This window comes from Prochlorococcus sp. MIT 1318 (genome assembly GCF_047304505.1).
GTDB classification, from domain to species: Bacteria; Cyanobacteriota; Cyanobacteriia; order PCC-6307; family Cyanobiaceae; genus Prochlorococcus; species Prochlorococcus marinus_D.
Map to the genome: position 1 here is coordinate 1,861,999 of NZ_CP138958.1, position 15,582 is coordinate 1,877,580.

Annotated in this window: 11 protein-coding genes and 1 tRNA gene; 5 read left to right on the plus strand and 7 right to left on the minus strand. The window is 49.9% G+C overall.

All coding sequences use genetic code 11. The features are described 5' to 3' along the window. Positions 1-430: 430 nt before the first annotated feature. From SIB66_RS09490 to SIB66_RS09505, 4 genes are all read right to left on the minus strand, one after another. Positions 431-504 (minus strand) — tRNA-Met (locus SIB66_RS09490). Between the two features lie 48 nt (positions 505-552). Continuing rightward, positions 553-1,530, minus strand: a complete 978-nt coding sequence (locus tag SIB66_RS09495; RefSeq protein WP_063407002.1) for an asparaginase — start codon at positions 1,528-1,530, stop codon at positions 553-555. Positions 1,531-1,687: 157 nt separating this feature from the next. Then, positions 1,688-2,056 (minus strand): ribosome silencing factor, encoded by a 369-nt coding sequence (rsfS, locus tag SIB66_RS09500; protein WP_063421638.1) that lies wholly within the window; start codon positions 2,054-2,056, stop codon positions 1,688-1,690. Continuing rightward, complete coding sequence (locus SIB66_RS09505; protein ID WP_063406998.1) at positions 2,049-2,684, minus strand: DUF3318 domain-containing protein; 636 nt, start codon at positions 2,682-2,684, stop codon at positions 2,049-2,051. Before SIB66_RS09505 ends, rsfS begins: the two co-directional genes overlap by 8 nt. 120 nt (positions 2,685-2,804) lie before the next feature. On the opposite strand from SIB66_RS09505, the gene carB reads away from it, so the two are divergent. Next, complete coding sequence (gene carB / locus SIB66_RS09510; RefSeq protein ID WP_063407110.1) at positions 2,805-6,113, plus strand: carbamoyl-phosphate synthase large subunit; 3,309 nt, start codon at positions 2,805-2,807, stop codon at positions 6,111-6,113. A 35-nt stretch (positions 6,114-6,148) separates the two neighbouring features. Further along, positions 6,149-6,823: a DUF3386 domain-containing protein gene (locus tag SIB66_RS09515; RefSeq protein ID WP_063406996.1), complete on the plus strand. Its 675-nt coding sequence runs from the start codon at positions 6,149-6,151 to the stop codon at positions 6,821-6,823. A gap of 623 nt (positions 6,824-7,446) precedes the next feature. Here the strand turns inward: SIB66_RS09515 and SIB66_RS09520 are convergent. Further along, positions 7,447-7,683: a DUF6447 family protein gene (locus tag SIB66_RS09520; RefSeq protein ID WP_236070336.1), complete on the minus strand. Its 237-nt coding sequence runs from the start codon at positions 7,681-7,683 to the stop codon at positions 7,447-7,449. A 125-nt stretch (positions 7,684-7,808) separates the two neighbouring features. Then, a complete protein-coding gene (locus SIB66_RS09525; protein ID WP_063421640.1) occupies positions 7,809-9,587 on the minus strand; it encodes an ABC transporter ATP-binding protein in 1,779 nt (592 codons plus the stop codon). Between the two features lie 37 nt (positions 9,588-9,624). On the opposite strand from SIB66_RS09525, the gene SIB66_RS09530 reads away from it, so the two are divergent. From SIB66_RS09530 to folP, 3 genes are read left to right on the plus strand one after another with little or no spacing between them, the layout of a single operon-like run. Then, positions 9,625-9,822 carry an RNA-binding S4 domain-containing protein gene (locus SIB66_RS09530; RefSeq protein WP_063406987.1) on the plus strand — a complete coding sequence of 66 codons (198 nt, stop codon included), beginning with the start codon at positions 9,625-9,627 and terminating at the stop codon, positions 9,820-9,822. 33 nt (positions 9,823-9,855) lie between these two features. After that, positions 9,856-10,587: a triose-phosphate isomerase gene (tpiA, locus tag SIB66_RS09535; RefSeq protein ID WP_063406985.1), complete on the plus strand. Its 732-nt coding sequence runs from the start codon at positions 9,856-9,858 to the stop codon at positions 10,585-10,587. A gap of 40 nt (positions 10,588-10,627) precedes the next feature. Next, positions 10,628-11,407, plus strand: a complete 780-nt coding sequence (gene folP / locus SIB66_RS09540; protein ID WP_063406984.1) for a dihydropteroate synthase — start codon at positions 10,628-10,630, stop codon at positions 11,405-11,407. Between the two features lie 23 nt (positions 11,408-11,430). Here the strand turns inward: folP and SIB66_RS09545 are convergent, their stop codons facing one another. Next, positions 11,431-15,474 carry a magnesium chelatase subunit H gene (locus SIB66_RS09545; RefSeq protein WP_063406983.1) on the minus strand — a complete coding sequence of 1,348 codons (4,044 nt, stop codon included), beginning with the start codon at positions 15,472-15,474 and terminating at the stop codon, positions 11,431-11,433. Between the last annotated feature and the right edge of the window lie 108 nt (positions 15,475-15,582).

Consider the following 15,582-nt stretch of genomic DNA (forward strand, 5'->3'; position numbering starts at 1 on the left):
GAAGCTCTTAGAAACCGCTCGACGATGAGGTAAACGAAAGTCTTTGAGGTTTCTTGTCTAAGTAGAGTTAAATATTTTTGGCTTATAAAATACTTTTTCTAGGCAAATACTCTTGCTGTTCTTAACGATCTGAGGAATCCTTCTGTTAGTTCGAGCCCTCTTCCATGCGCAGTTGAACATCTGTCCCAAACGGACTCGGATTTGACGCCTCCTTTAGCCATCAGGATCTCCTATCAGTGCTCCTCTGTGCGCTCAGCATGCCACAAAAATGCCTTTTTTACAGTGACACCACTGTCACTCCAAACTGTGCTAACTGGGGTCTTTAAGGGCAATTATGACTCTTTGTAAAGGGCGAAATTATTCCCTTTAGATTCTCGAAAACCCAGTCGCAGACACTAAAAAAGCCCTGGTGGACAGGGCTGGAAAAGAGTGGCGGGGGGGAGATTTGAACTCCCGACCTTCGGGTTATGAGCCCGACGAGCTACCAGACTGCTCTACCCCGCGTTGACCCTCAAAGCATACCTTTTGAGGCTTGTGCAACCTGGTCTTTGTTTAGGTTTCCTGGTATCGAAGAGCGCCGGCCACTTCCAGCTGCACACCTGGAGCAATTAGCAACACCTGTTCCTCTAATTCTTGCAGTCCGGTTGGGGTGAGCCAATCAAGTTGGCGAAGTAGGTGGAGCGCTACAGCGTGTTTTGCTCGTTTTGATCCGTCTTCTACCTTGATCGCCACACCCATCCCTTCACCAACGCGGCTTAGACATTGGACACCTTCTGCTCCACCCTTGCTCACGATTTGTCCGTGAGCTCGTTGCATGAGCTCAGTGTCAAATCGACCTTCACCTGCTACGAGTTCAGGATGGGCCAACATTGCCCTAATCACTTGTTCCATTTCTGCCTGACGTGATTCCCCGAGATGGGCATAGAGCAAAGCTATTTGGTCTAGCCGTAGGCGAAGGGTTGGTGCTCCACAGTCATCCCTGGCAGCTACGAGCTCGTCGGCAGGTAGCCCAAGCAATTCGGCTATGCGTCGATTCACTTCGACTTGCAGAGGATGGTTGCCTTGCAGGTATGAATCAAGGGGCCAACCCATTTTCTTGCTCGTCGCAAGAAAGCCAGCATGTTTCCCGGAGCAGTTGTGCTCTAACGGGCTCGTGCCTCCTGTTGGAATCGGGCATTGCAGCAGGCTTGGGTCTAGCTCGGCATTCCAAAGCAACCTGAAGGCTTCGCGGGCATGGGCGGCTGTCCCTGAATGGGATCCACAGCAGATTGCTAATCCTTTTTCCCCACAGTTCATTTGCTCTGCTGCACCACTACTCAAAAAAGGCAGTGCTTGAAAGGGCTTTAGGGCTGAACGGATGAAAGTTTCAAAGTCTTCATAGCCCGCTCGCATCAAGACGCGCCCTCGCCCATCGCAAACCACAGCATGCACGCGATGGATCGACTCCACGCTGGAGCCACGCTTAAGGCTTACTTCAAGAGGTGTTGTGCTCGAACGCTGGGAGCTTCCGAACCAGGTTGGAAGATTCATGCTCAAGCAGAATTTTGGGCTTCATAGAGCCTGGCAGAGACTCGCCCCCTTTGATGATGAAGCTTTTGATGAAGTCCATGGTTCGTGCCAAATAACCAAGCAATGGCACTTCGAGTTGGTGTTAATTGCTACTAATTCAAAGTGTTGTTTTTAAGTCTCAGGATGCTTTAGAGAGATTCGAGCTTATGAAGCTGTGATGCTTTCCATGACTCCAGAAGGCTTCCAGATCGTAAAAGCCTCGTTCGCTTGGCTGTAGAACATGCACGATTAATTCGCCGTAATCGAGCAGAGCCCATTTACCTTCATTAAGACCTTCGCTTCGCAATGGCAATCGATCGGCTTCTACCTCAAGGCGATCTTGCACAGATTTGGCAATTGCTCGTACTTGGACTTCAGACAGTCCTCCGGCAATCACCATCCAGTCCGCCAGGCTGGAGACCTCATCGATTCGGATCAGTTGAATTTCTGTAGCTTTGCGATCGTCGCAGGCTTCAGCGGCCATTTCTGCTAGCTGTTCACTATCCATAGACGTTCTCACTGCTTACGGATTGGCGAGATCCTTCCTGTTCAGCCATCTCTGCTCGAGCTTTTTCAGCACTTTTTCTAAGGGCTTCCAATCGATCTTCATAGAAGCTTCGCTTCTTCTTTTTGCGGGTTTGTTCCACAAGCTCCTTTAGAGCACCTCCGAGGCTCTTGTAGGCATTCGGCACGCTGTAATTGAAACGACAGGCCAGATCGATGGCCCGTTCATCGGCAGCGATTGCATCCTGAAGCCGCTTTTCAGAGTTGTTTTTTAAATAGAGCCGATATCCAGCGAAGCCCGAAAGACCTAGTGCCATTAATAGCAACAATCCGTCTTGAACCCAGAGTTCACCAATTGCACCGCCGAGGCCGATGGCTAGAGCAGCCATTTCCCAGCCATCGCGTGGAATGGTGTCGTTCTGGACTCGACCGACTTCATGCCAAAAGAGCAAGTTGCGATGGTCGATTGCGAGATTGTCCCATTGCTCGAGATCGATTTGGATCTCGACCTCATCTCGTCCGATTTCCTCGAGGGTTATGAGCGGTGGATCTACCGCTGCTGCCGCCTCCACGAACACCCAGCTCTGCATCTCTGGCGGCAGCTGCCCCTTAAGGCGCTGGAGTTCGCTCATGGTCTTGATCTCTCTCCGTACTCATCAAGCTAGCGACTACATGGCGCCTGGGTGTTTTCCCTGAGCTATCTCTGACGTTGCGTGGGAAGCTAGTCGCGTTTGGCCAACACCCGAAATTCCATGCCCCGTAGGTCTGATCTGCGTCGCATCCTGCTGCTGGGGTCAGGTCCGATCGTGATTGGCCAGGCCTGTGAATTTGATTATTCCGGCACTCAAGCATGCAAGGCCTTGCGGGATGAAGGTTTTGAGGTGGTGTTGGTGAATTCCAATCCGGCCTCAATCATGACGGATCCGGAGATGGCTGATCGCACCTATATCGAGCCGCTCACACCCGAGGTGGTGACTCGCGTCATTGAGTTAGAGCGCCCTGATGCGTTGCTGCCAACCATGGGCGGCCAGACGGCTCTTAATTTGGCGGTGGCATTGGCTGAAAATCACACACTCGAACGTTTTGGCGTTGAGTTGATAGGTGCAGATCTAGCTGCAATTCGAAAGGCCGAAGATCGCCAGCTGTTTAAGCAGGCGATGGAGCGTATAGGAGTCAACGTTTGTCCTTCAGGGATTGCTTCCAGCCTCAAGGAGGCAGAAGAGGTTGGTGAAGTGATTAATAGTTTTCCGCGTATCGTCCGACCGGCCTTCACTCTTGGCGGCAGTGGTGGTGGCATTGCTTACAACCCTGAAGAATTTGCAGCGATCTGCAAAAGCGGTCTTGATGCCAGCCCGGTTTCTCAGATCTTGATCGAAAAGTCGTTGTTGGGTTGGAAGGAATTCGAGTTAGAGGTGATGCGTGATTTGGCGGATAACGTTGTGATCGTCTGTAGCATTGAAAATCTCGATGCAATGGGTGTTCATACAGGAGATTCAATCACTGTTGCTCCTGCGCAAACTCTCACCGATCGTGAGTATCAGAGGCTTAGAGATCAATCCATTGCCATTATTCGTGAGATAGGTGTTGCTACGGGGGGTAGCAATATTCAGTTCGCGATCAATCCAGATGATGGCCAGGTGGTTGTTATTGAAATGAATCCGCGCGTTAGTCGATCATCAGCGCTGGCAAGTAAGGCCACGGGGTTTCCAATTGCCAAGATTGCTGCTCGTCTTGCTGTTGGTTATACCCTTGACGAAATTATCAACGACATCACGGGTAAGACACCAGCATGTTTTGAACCCACAATTGATTATGTCGTCACGAAGATCCCACGATTTGCATTTGAGAAGTTTAAGGGCAGCCCTGCTGTTCTCTCTACGGCAATGAAGTCTGTTGGAGAGGCAATGGCGATCGGTCGCTGTTTCGAAGAGTCTTTTCAGAAAGCGATGCGTTCTCTGGAAATTGGGCGGGCTGGTTGGGGTTGTGATCGGCAAGAGCCAGAATTTACGCCTACAGAAATTGAGCGTTTGTTGCGTACGCCTTCTCCTGAGCGGATCATGGCAGTGAGAACAGCGATGTTGGCCGGACGCAGTGACAATGATATTTACTCTTTGAGCAAAATTGATATTTGGTTTTTAGCTAAATTACGCCACCTGATCAATATTGAGACAACGCATCTGCATGGCCGCACATTAGATGAATTGGATCAGGAGTCTCTACTCTGCTTGAAGCAGCTTGGCTATTCCGATCGTCAGATTGCTTGGGCGACAGGTTCTGAAGAGCTCGCTGTACGTGCACGTCGTGAACTGTTAAATATCAAACCTATTTTTAAGACAGTCGATACTTGCGCTGCCGAATTTTCATCTACTACTCCATATCATTATTCAACTTATGAGCGACCCCTGTACCGTCTTGATTCTGATGACCAATTGTATAAACTTGAGCCGGAAAGTGAGGTCGTTACAGACAGTCGCGCAAAAGTGATGATTCTTGGCGGGGGTCCTAATCGCATCGGCCAAGGAATTGAGTTTGACTATTGCTGTTGCCATGCTTCATTTGCTGCGCAGGACAAGCGATTTGTCACTGTGATGGTTAACAGTAATCCCGAAACTGTCTCTACTGACTATGACACTAGTGACAGACTTTATTTCGAACCTCTTACTCTTGAGGATGTACTAAATGTGATCGAGGCTGAACGGCCTAATGGTGTCATCGTTCAGTTTGGTGGTCAGACCCCACTCAAGTTGGCCATTCCCTTGCTTCGTTGGCTAGAGAGTTCGATCGGAAAGTCAACAGGCACACGTATATGGGGTACATCACCAGAATCAATTGATAGGGCTGAAGATCGTGAACAGTTCGAGGCGATCCTGCGGCAGCTTCAAATTCGCCAGCCTCGTAATGGCTTGGCTCGCAGTGAAGAAGATGCCCGAGCCGTAGCACTTCGCATTGGTTATCCCGTTGTTGTTCGTCCCTCTTATGTGCTTGGAGGCCGAGCCATGGAGGTGGTGTTTGATGAACAAGAGTTGAATCGCTATATGGCTGAAGCGGTTCAGGTCGAACCTGATCATCCAGTGCTCATCGATCAGTATCTGGAAAATGCTGTGGAAGTTGATGTTGATGCTCTCTGTGACTCTGATGGAGTTGTCGTGATTGGTGGTTTGATGGAACACATTGAGCCTGCTGGAATTCACTCTGGTGATTCCGCTTGCTGCCTTCCCTCCATCTCTCTTGGTGAGCAAGCCCTTCGCACGATTCGTCTCTGGAGTGAAGCGTTGGCCCTTGCGCTCAAAGTTCAGGGGTTGATCAATCTGCAGTTCGCTGTCCAGCGGGATGAAGCGGGTGAGGAACAAGTGTTCATCATCGAGGCCAATCCTCGTGCTTCTCGTACCGTTCCTTTTGTGGCTAAAGCCACAGGAGTACCCCTGGCCAGGATCGCAACTAGGCTCATGGCAGGAGAGACCTTGGCGGCTGTTGGACTTACGCATGAGCCTCAACCGCCTCTTCAGTCTGTCAAGGAAGCCGTCTTGCCATTCCGTCGTTTCCCTGGAGCCGATTCGGTGCTTGGCCCGGAGATGCGGTCCACTGGAGAAGTGATGGGTTCAGCCTCCAGTTTTGGCATGGCGTTTGCCAAGTCTGAACTTGCAGCTGGTGATCCCCTCCCAATTCGTGGAACTGTCTTTCTCTCTACTCATGACCGGGATAAGCCAGCGCTACTACTTGTCGCTGAAAGGCTGATTGAACTTGGTTTTGATCTCACGGCCACCTCCGGAACTGCTCAAGCCCTTAATCAGGCTGGATTGAACGTTCAGCCAGTACTCAAGGTTCATGAGGGACGTCCCAATATCGAAGATTTGATTCGCTCTGGTCAGATTCAGTTGGTGATCAACACACCTATTGGCCGTCAGGCCGCTCATGACGACAAATATTTGCGACGAGCAGCTCTTGATTACTCCGTGCCTATCCTTACGACGATTGCTGGAGCACGAGCCGCTGTCGAGGGAATCACGGCACTCCAGCAACAGTCATTATCCGTAGCGGCCCTTCAAGACATCCATGTTTGATCTCCCATTAGGCTTGCTCAACTGAAATTCTTGCCGTGATCGCTAACGCTTCCCCTATTGTTTTGGCTCCTGGTAGTGATTGTCGAGAACTATTTCAGGCGGCTTATGAGAATCGCTACACCTGGGATCCGGTCTTTTCTGGTTATCGGGGTCGGTGTCTCTGGGTCAAGGATGATCTTGTCGTGGAAGGGAAGTTTGAGTTGGGAGCGGATCTTAAGGCCCATATTGATGGTATTGAAGATGAATTGATCGCTAAGGCTGTCTCTTCCCAGCTATGGGAAGTTGCCATACATCGAGTACGACGCAGTTTTGAAAAGACCCATGGTGAAAACACTTTTACCGCAGGTGACAACGATGAAGTTGGCTTAGAAGTGATCGTTGGAGGTAAAAATCTTGGTGATCGTTATCGCATCAAAAATGATGTGGTGACGATGGTTCATCGCCATATTCACGGAACAGTGGTGACCATTTTTACAAAAAGTACGACGGATACAGGTTGTGGCTACCTAAGTCATACTTACAGCAGTCAATACCACGACCCAAAAACAAATGAGCCTACCAGTGGAGTAAGTCAGTTCACTGATACTTTTGTGCCCTTGGCTGATGATGGCTTATGGGTATTGAGTGAAAGGTTAGTGGAAAAAGATGCTTTTGCTGGAATGGCTGCTGAACGGCAGTTGTTTAAGTTCGTAGAGCTTGAGCAGCTTTAAAATAAGTGATAATGGTTGTCAATTTACTCGGGATTAATATAGGCAGCCTTTGCTTGATTGTCAGTGCTGAAAGCATTGATTCTGCTGGAAAAGCCAATCAATTCTTTTAAGTCTATCTGTTTTTAGAAGTAATTAAAATATTTCACTCGAACGAAAATTTCATCTGTGGTTGACCAATTGTCAACCTTATCTTGCTCACAGCCAGCTTGATGATATTAGGGGTAGGCTTTATGTCCTTGATACGCCAATGCTATTGCTGTTCATCATGCAGGTCATTCGGCTTTAGCTTTTATGAGGCTAGATCAATAGCTCGCTGACTTTGCTGAGATCACATTGGGCCATCATGGCCATGGGCCATGACACTGGCAATATATTTCAGGTTTCTCTGGTGCAATCCCTGTTGCATATCCCTGTTGCTGTCAGTCTCTGTTGGCTACCTGTTGCTGATCGAGGGTCCTGGTTGCTGATCGAGGGTTTGTCTGGGCTGTTGCTCATACCCTTATGGGCTCATTGTTGTTCTAAGCCTGACTGGCTTACTAGTGAGTGCGATAGCGAATATTCTTTGGCATAAAGAAAAACCTACCGATTTGAATGGGTGTAGACGTGAGGCTCAAAACGTCACTTCAAGACTCGTCTGGAATAGGACTGACGTCTTTGAGTTTTTCATTCAATTGCATTGCCAGAGTCTGACGTCCTACTGCCAGCACTTTTAGTGTGTCTTCGTGCATGCGTAGTTGGGCATCAGCAACTTGCATGCCACGGATCAGTTCCTTCAGTTCATCTGGTAGTGAATTCAGGTCGTAGCGCTTGCCTTCGAAGGTGAGCACTGGGTCAGATTTATTGGCTGCAGAGTCAGTCATTGTGTTTGAGTTCTGTTCTTGAGTGTCATTTGTACTTTTGGACCTACCTAAGGGCCATTTGGGAGCCATTGTTAGGGGAAACAGAGCTTTACCTTTAGCATTGAACCAAAGATTGGATCTTAATCCTATGGGATGCGTTCAATTCCTTTGTCTTTCTTTGAGACACTCTGCAAATCACGAATGAACTGTCGTTCGCAGAGCTCTCTATAGCGACCCGTACGGGACATTAGTTCGTCATGGCTGCCACGATCACTGATACGTCCTTGTTCTAAGACAACAATCTGATCGGCTTCCTGAACAGTTGCTAGACGATGGGCAATCACTAGAACGGTTCGTCCTTGCATGGCACGACGTAGTCCAAGTTGTATCGCTGCTTCCGCTTCTGCGTCTAGTGCACTAGTGGCTTCATCTAATAGCAGCACGGCTGGATTGCCGAGCACGGCTCTAGCAATGGCGATGCGTTGCAGTTGGCCACCAGAAAGGTTTGTGCCGCGTTCTTCCAATTGAGTGGAATATCCTTCCGGTAAGGACATGATGAAATCGTGAGCGTTGGCAAGGATTGCTGCTTCTTTGACCTTCTCTTGGCTCACACTTCGACCGAAAAGAATGGCTTCTTCGACGCTGCCAGAGAAGACTGTTGTTCGTTGCGGCACCAAGGCCACCTGATGTCTTAGCTCCTGGGCTTTGACCTGGCTGAGCTCATGACCATCTAGAAGAATCTTTCCTTGCTGGGCAGTGTTGAAGCGTAAAAGTAATGAAAACAGAGTGCTCTTTCCAGCACCAGATGGACCCACGAGTGCAACGATCTGGCCAGCCTTCACTTCTAGAGACAGATCGTGTAGCACTTGTTGCTCATTGACATAGGCAAAACTGACGTGACGAAGCACTAGATCACCTTTTAAGTGACCCAGTGGTTCAGCTTGGTCAATGTCAGGAGGTTCCTGTGGTTCGCGTTCAATTTCTCGCAGGCGTCGCAGTGAGGCCTGGCCTTGCTGGAATTCATTGAAATTCGTGGTGAGGTGGCTAATGGGATCGATCAGCATCAGCAAGGCAGCCACATAGCTGCTGAAACTTTGGCCATCCATTCCGCCGGTTTGAATCCGAGCCGCACCAATCGCCAAGATTGTGAGGATGCCAGCGGCTTCGATAAAGCCCACGACAGGATGCTGTAGAGCGAGCAGACGCAGGGTTTGGTATCGCGCTTGACGATGAAGATCAACTTCGGCATCAAAGCGCTTCTGAAGCCAGGGTTCTGCAGCAAAGGCTCTCACCAAAGGCAACCCTTGGATTGCTTCACCAAGTAGCCCTGCAAGATCGCTCACCTGACGCTGGCTGCGTTCGGCAGCTCTCATGACTCTGGCACCAAACTGGCTTACCAAGATCGCCACAATTGGCGCTAGCAGCAGGGTGGCTAGTGATAGTTGCCAGTCAAGAAAAACCATATAGCCAAATACCGCTACCAATTGCAGAGCACTTGGTGTGGTGTCTTGAATGGTCTTGTAAATCACTTCTCCCACCCGATCGGCATCCTCAGTGAGCCGATAGGTCAGATCTCCTGAAGACAGTTTCTCGAGGGCCCCTAGTTCGACTTGTTGCAGCTGTGCAAACAAATCACGACGCAGGTCTTGGCTCACTCGCAATGCTGGCCCGGCAAGCATGGTGTCCTGTCCGAATTGAGCCAGTTTTTGAACCAGAAAAACAGTGAGTGCTATGGCAATCACTTGGACGACCTGGGCCAGCTTGCCTGCCCCGATCGCTGGAATCAGCTGCCCAGCAAGCCATGCCAGTAGCGGCCAGCATCCTACGTAAATCAGTATGCACACACCTCCCCAGATCAGCCTGCGCAGGTGAGGGCGTAAGAGGGGAAGCAGTCTGCGGAAGCCGGCTTCGGAGGAGGAAAACATCGAGTCACACTAGTTGCGTGAACGCTCTGCTTATTCAATGAAGTTGGATCAATTTCTTAAATGGCAGGGCTGGGTGGCCACTGGAGGCGAGGCGAAACAGCTGATCCAGTCAGGGCAGGTGTTTGTCAATGGCTCTGTTGAAACAAGGCGTGGCCGCAATTTGAGTTCAGGCAACCGGGTTCGATTGGGCACAGATGAGGCGGTCTTTGTCGGCAATGCTTCGACAGGGCCGTAAGTTAGCCCCTGCGGAACTTCAGAGGACCCGAGCGTGCGTAAACCCGTGATCGCTGGCAACTGGAAGATGCACATGACCTGTGCTCAGGCAAGGGAGTACACGGCCATGTTCCTGCCATTAATCGAAGCCACTCCCAATGACCGTCATGTAGTGATTGCCCCACCATTCACCGCTATCTCCTCATTGGCAGAGTCCGTTGGCGGCACTCGTCTGGAATTGTCAAGCCAGAATGTGCATTGGGAGGATGATGGTGCTTATACCGCAGAGGTTTCGCCAACGATGCTTCTGGAGCATCAAGTGCGATACGCGATTGTTGGGCATAGTGAACCACGCAAATACTTCAGTGAGAGTGATGAACAGATCAACCGTCGTGCTCGTTCAGCCCAAGCGCATGGTCTGATCCCGATTGTCTGCGTGGGTGAAAGTGATGAGCAGCGTGAACGAGGAGAGGCTGAGCGTGTGATTCGACGACAGGTGGAACAGGGACTGGAAGACACCGATCCAGACAAGCTTGTGGTTGCTTATGAGCCCATCTGGGCCATTGGCACGGGCAAGACGTGCGAAGCATCGGAGGCGAATCGTATCTGTGGCCTCATTCGTCGTTGGGTCGGTGCTTCAGAACTAATCATTCAGTACGGCGGTTCGGTCAAACCAGGAAATATTGATGAGTTGATGTCAATGAGTGATATCGACGGAGTGTTGGTGGGTGGTGCCTCCCTTGACCCAGAGAGTTTTGCTCGCATTGCCAATTATCAAACCAGTTAAATCTCCTTGGCCTCAGGAATGGGGACAGCGAACGAAGGTGATGGGGGTGATTAATATCACGCCCGATTCTTTTAGCGATGGTGGCAATTATCTAGAGCCTGCTAGTGCCCTTGCACAGGCAACTCTTCTTATACAGCAAGGGGCTGATGTACTAGATCTTGGTGCTCAGAGCACGAGGCCTAAGGCCGAGGAGGTTGGCTGGCACGAGGAGTTGAACAGAATGATGCCTGCTCTTCATGCAATACGTGCAGCTCACCCGCAGGCGTTGATCTCTGTGGATACATTCCTTGTGGAGGTGGCGGAGGCGGCTCTGCAAGCAGGTGCAGATTGGATTAATGATGTCAGCGGCGGCAGGCGTGACCCTGAGTTGCTGAGGGTTGTTTCCGAAGCAGGATGTCCCTATGTGTTGATGCATAGCCGTGGCAACAGTCAATCCATGGATCAACTCGCCACTTATAGCGATGTGATTGAAGAGGTTCGTCTTGGACTACTTCGTCGAACGGATCAAGCTTTGGCTGCTGGTATTCGATCTGATCAGTTGATTTGGGACCCAGGCTTGGGTTTTGCTAAAACCACTGAACAAAATCTGATGTTGTTGAAGCATCTAGAGAGGATTTGCTCTGAAGGCTTCCCTGTTTTGGTTGGGCCCTCAAGGAAACGCTTCATCGGAGATGTTTTGCACCAACCGGACCCAGAGGCTCGTCTATGGGGTACTGCCGCCGTGGCCTGCCGTTGTGTGCAGGCGAAGGCGGCAATGGTAAGAGTGCATGATGTGGGCCCAATCCATCAGACCCTTCAAATGGCTAGCAGACTCTGGTAATTAGGGTTTGAGTTGCTTTTTAATCATTCGCCAGACGATTGGTTGTCTGGCGTTGTTACTCCTTCAATTCGATCTTCAATTTCCTGGTAAAGCTCTTGCAATTGCTGAATATTCTCATCAGATGTTTCCCAGTAACCTCTGCCATTAACTTCTAATAAGGTGCCAACAATACGACGGAAACTATGTGGATTAAGTTCCATGAGACGCTTACGCATCTCTGGATCATTGATGAAGGTTTCGTTTGACTCTTCGTAGACAAAGTTATCTACCTGTCCGCTAGTTGCGCTCCAGCCGAGGGTAAAGTTCAGGCGCTTGGCGACTTCGCGAACGCCTTCATAGCCTGAGTTGACCATGCCTTCATACCATTTTGGATTAAGTAGCTTTGTACGGGAATCCAATCGAATCGTTTCGCTCAGTGAGCGGACCTGCGCATTTGCTGTTGTTGTATCTGCGATGTAACTCGCGGGAGCTTTGCCATCATCTCTAAGACCCTTGATTAAATTTGTGGGGTCTGAGTCGAAGTAGTGGCTGACATCAGTAAGAGAAATTTCAGCAGAATCAAGGTTTTGGAAAGTGACATCTGCTGTTTTCATAACAGATTCAAATACTTCTCTGTTTTGGTTCATCTCTCCTGGGTTGTCAGCATTAAAGGCAAATGTCTTGCGTGAAAGATACATCTCTTGAAGTTCATTCTCTTCTTCCCATGTTGAGTTCTCTACTGCAAGATTTACGTTTGAGCTATAACTTCCACTTGAATTAGAAAATACACGGCAAGCGGCATCCCTAAGGCTTGTGCCTTGTTCCTTTGCTTGTTCAAGGGAGTGTTTGCGTACGAAGTTTTGATCAAGTGGTTCATCGGCCTCAGCTGCCATCTTGACGCCTTGATCGATTAATGCCATTTGGTTGATAAACAGATCTCGAAATACTCCTGAACAGTTCACAACCACATCAATCCTTGGCCGACCAAGCTCTTCAAGGGGAATGAGTTTTAGCTTGTTAACACGGCCTACAGAGTCTGGTACTGGATTTACACCAATAAACCAGAGAATTTGCGCAAGTGATTCGCCGTAGGTTTTGATGTTATCTGTACCCCAAAGAACACAGGCAATTGTTTCTGGCCAATCGCCCTGTTCTTGGCGTTGACGTTCAATTAATTTATCGACGACTCCTTTTGCTGCAGCAACGGCAGCTCTGGTTGGAATGGCCTGTGGATCGAGAGCATGAATGTTTTTGCCACTTGGCAGAACCCCTGGATTTCTAATTGGGTCTCCACCTGGACCAGGAAGCACATATTCTCCATCGAGGGCACGCAGAAGGCTCTGCATTTCCATGTCTGCGCATATCTTTTCAAGGCAACCGCGCAAATAAGCAAACAGTTTGTCAAGCTCAATGGAATCAATGTTGCCGAATCCAGCTTTTCTACAGGCTTGCAACCATGCATTGGGGCGTGTTACACCAAAACGCTGAAGTAGATTAAAAAACCAATCCAAATACCAGTTGGAATTATCTTTCATATTCACGCGTCCGTCTCGTCCAGTGAGAGATTGCACCATCGCCCTAACGGCAACACGAGATGCCTCAGTGATAGTGCGATTGAGCTCTACATCAGCAAGAATGCCGTCATCATTTCCTTTGTAAATATCTTCTATTTTGCGATCTATTGCTTCTGCTAACAGCCCAGGAAGCGAGCGAAGACCGTCGTCTTCACGTTCAAGGGCGGCGATGCTTACTAGAGTCGCTATCGCTTCTTCTGCCGTGGGTGGTTTGCCGATCGTGTGAAGTCCACATGGCAGAAGGCGACTCTCGATTTCCATCAATTGGCTATACACCGCGCCTACAACGGCATCCCGTTGGTCGAGATCTAGCTCTGCCGCGTCTTGTTCTGGCAGGTCTACGTCGCGATCAAGATTGCATTGGCGTGCGGTTTCAATGATGGTATTGACGATTTGCACACCACGACCGCCTTCACGCAGTTGTTGGTAGGACCCCACCAGTTCGCCCAGTTCCTTGAGGCCTTTATATAGGCCTGCATTTTCTGCTGGAGGAGTGAGGTAGCTGATTGTGGAGGCATAACCACGCCTTTTTGCAATCGTTGCTTCGGAGGGATTGTTTGCTGCGTAGTAATAAAGATTTGGCAGCCCTCCGATCAATGAATCTGGATAGCAGGTTTCACTCATGCCCATCTGCTTGCCTGGCATGAATTCGAGAGATCCGTGGGTGCCAAAATGGAGCACAGCATCAGCTTTCCAGATCTTTTCGAGATAGGTGTAGTAAGCAGCAAAGCCGTGATGAGGACTGGCGCTTCTTGAGTAGAGCAAGCGCATTGGGTCTCCTTCGTAGCCGAAGGTGGGTTGAACGCCTACAAAGATGTTGCCGAAGTGACGTCCATAGATCAGTAGGTTTTGACCATCACTATTGAGTTCTCCTGGCGGCTTGCCCCAGTTTTCTTCAAGGCGCTCTGAATAAGGTGTCAGGTGCTCGTACTCAGCCACACTCATACGGTGTGCAATGGCCAGTTCTGGTGCTCCTTCTAGTGCTTCAGGATCATTGATTACCGCCTCCATCAGTGCTTTGGAGTCTTTGGGGAGGTTTTGGATGTCGTAGCCCTGAGCCTTCATTTCCTCCAAAACACGATGGATGGAACCAAAAACATCGAGGTAGGCAGCACTGCCAACATTTCCTTTATCTGGAGGGAAACTAAAAATAGTAATTGCTAATTTTTTCTCAGCTCTTGACTTGATTCTTAGAGATGACCAACGGATTGCTCGTTCAGCAATCGCATCAACCCGGTCTTGAAGTGTGTGGGCTTTGCCGGTGGCATCATCCCTACCAGAGAGCACGATTGGCTCGATGGCTCCGTCTAATTCAGGGATGGCGATTTGTAGTGCAACCTGAACTGGATGCAGGCCTAAGTCACTAACTTCCCATTCCTGAGTTGTTTGGAAGACAAGCGGGAGCGCAACCATATAAGGGCGGCTAAGGCGCTTGAGAGATTCGATAGCCTTGGGGTGATCCTGTCTGGCAGGGCCACCCACAAGGGCAAATCCAGTGAGGGAAACTACCCCATCGACTAGGGGTTGGTCAGGGTTGATTGGGTCGAAAAAGAAGGCATTGACAGGCTTAGAGAAATCAAGCCCACCGCAGAAAATGGGGAGGACACGTGCACCACGGAACTCAAGCTCTTGAATGACAGCGACATAGTGGGCATCATCACCAGTGACGATGTGGCTTCGCTGCAGGACAAGACCGATCATTGGGCCTTTGTGGGCTTTCTCTGAGAGATCCGTGCGGCTGGTCGTCCAGTTGAGGTACTCCTTGAGGTCTTCAAACATCGACGGGGCCATCGGATGCCAGATACCTAGGTCCGGGAAGATCTCTGGCTCCACGATGTCTAGTTTTGGACGATCTTCCCCTTCTGTCGCTGGAAAGACATACTTATCCGCCAGCATTAATAGGAAGTTGCGCAGGTTGTCTGGCGTACCTCCTAGCCAGTATTGAAAGCTGAGCACGAAGCTTCTTGCATCTTGTGCTTTATCAACCGGCAGATATTTAAGAACGTTGGGGAGTGTATTTAATAGTTTGAGCATTGCGTCTTGGAATCCAGCACCGTTTGATTCCTTTCGCTTTTTCATGAAGTTGGCGATAACACTATCGCTCTGTCCCAGCTGGGCCATGGTGAAGGTGCCAAGCTTGTTGAGCCGCATCACCTCCGGCATGGAAGGAAAGACAACAATGGCTTTGAGCCGCTCGCGATGGGGGGTGACAGCGTCCACCACTTTCTGAGCTAGGTCTTCAATGAAAATCAGCGAGGCGATAAAAACATCGGCTTCGGCTACATCGGCTTGGAAGTCTGCAAAGTTGCTTGGATCGCGCAGTTCTTCGATGAGGTAACCACTCAGTTCAACGCCAATGGCTCCATTTTGTGCATTGAGGCTGTTTGCGGCCTGGGAAAGCGCACTTTGGTACTGAGGTTCGAGTACCAAATACACCGCTTTCATGACAGCTTGATGGCTGTGGTCCTCAGCAGGAGCAACTCGGCGATCGGCTGAGCGAACCTGCGTGAACATTGGAGTACTGCAAAGTAATTCGATGAAGCCTAGGTTGTCTGGGGCTCAGAGTGAAGTTCGCTGCCTGTGTGTTAATGAGTCGACCCATAGGCTTTATTCAGTGATCGC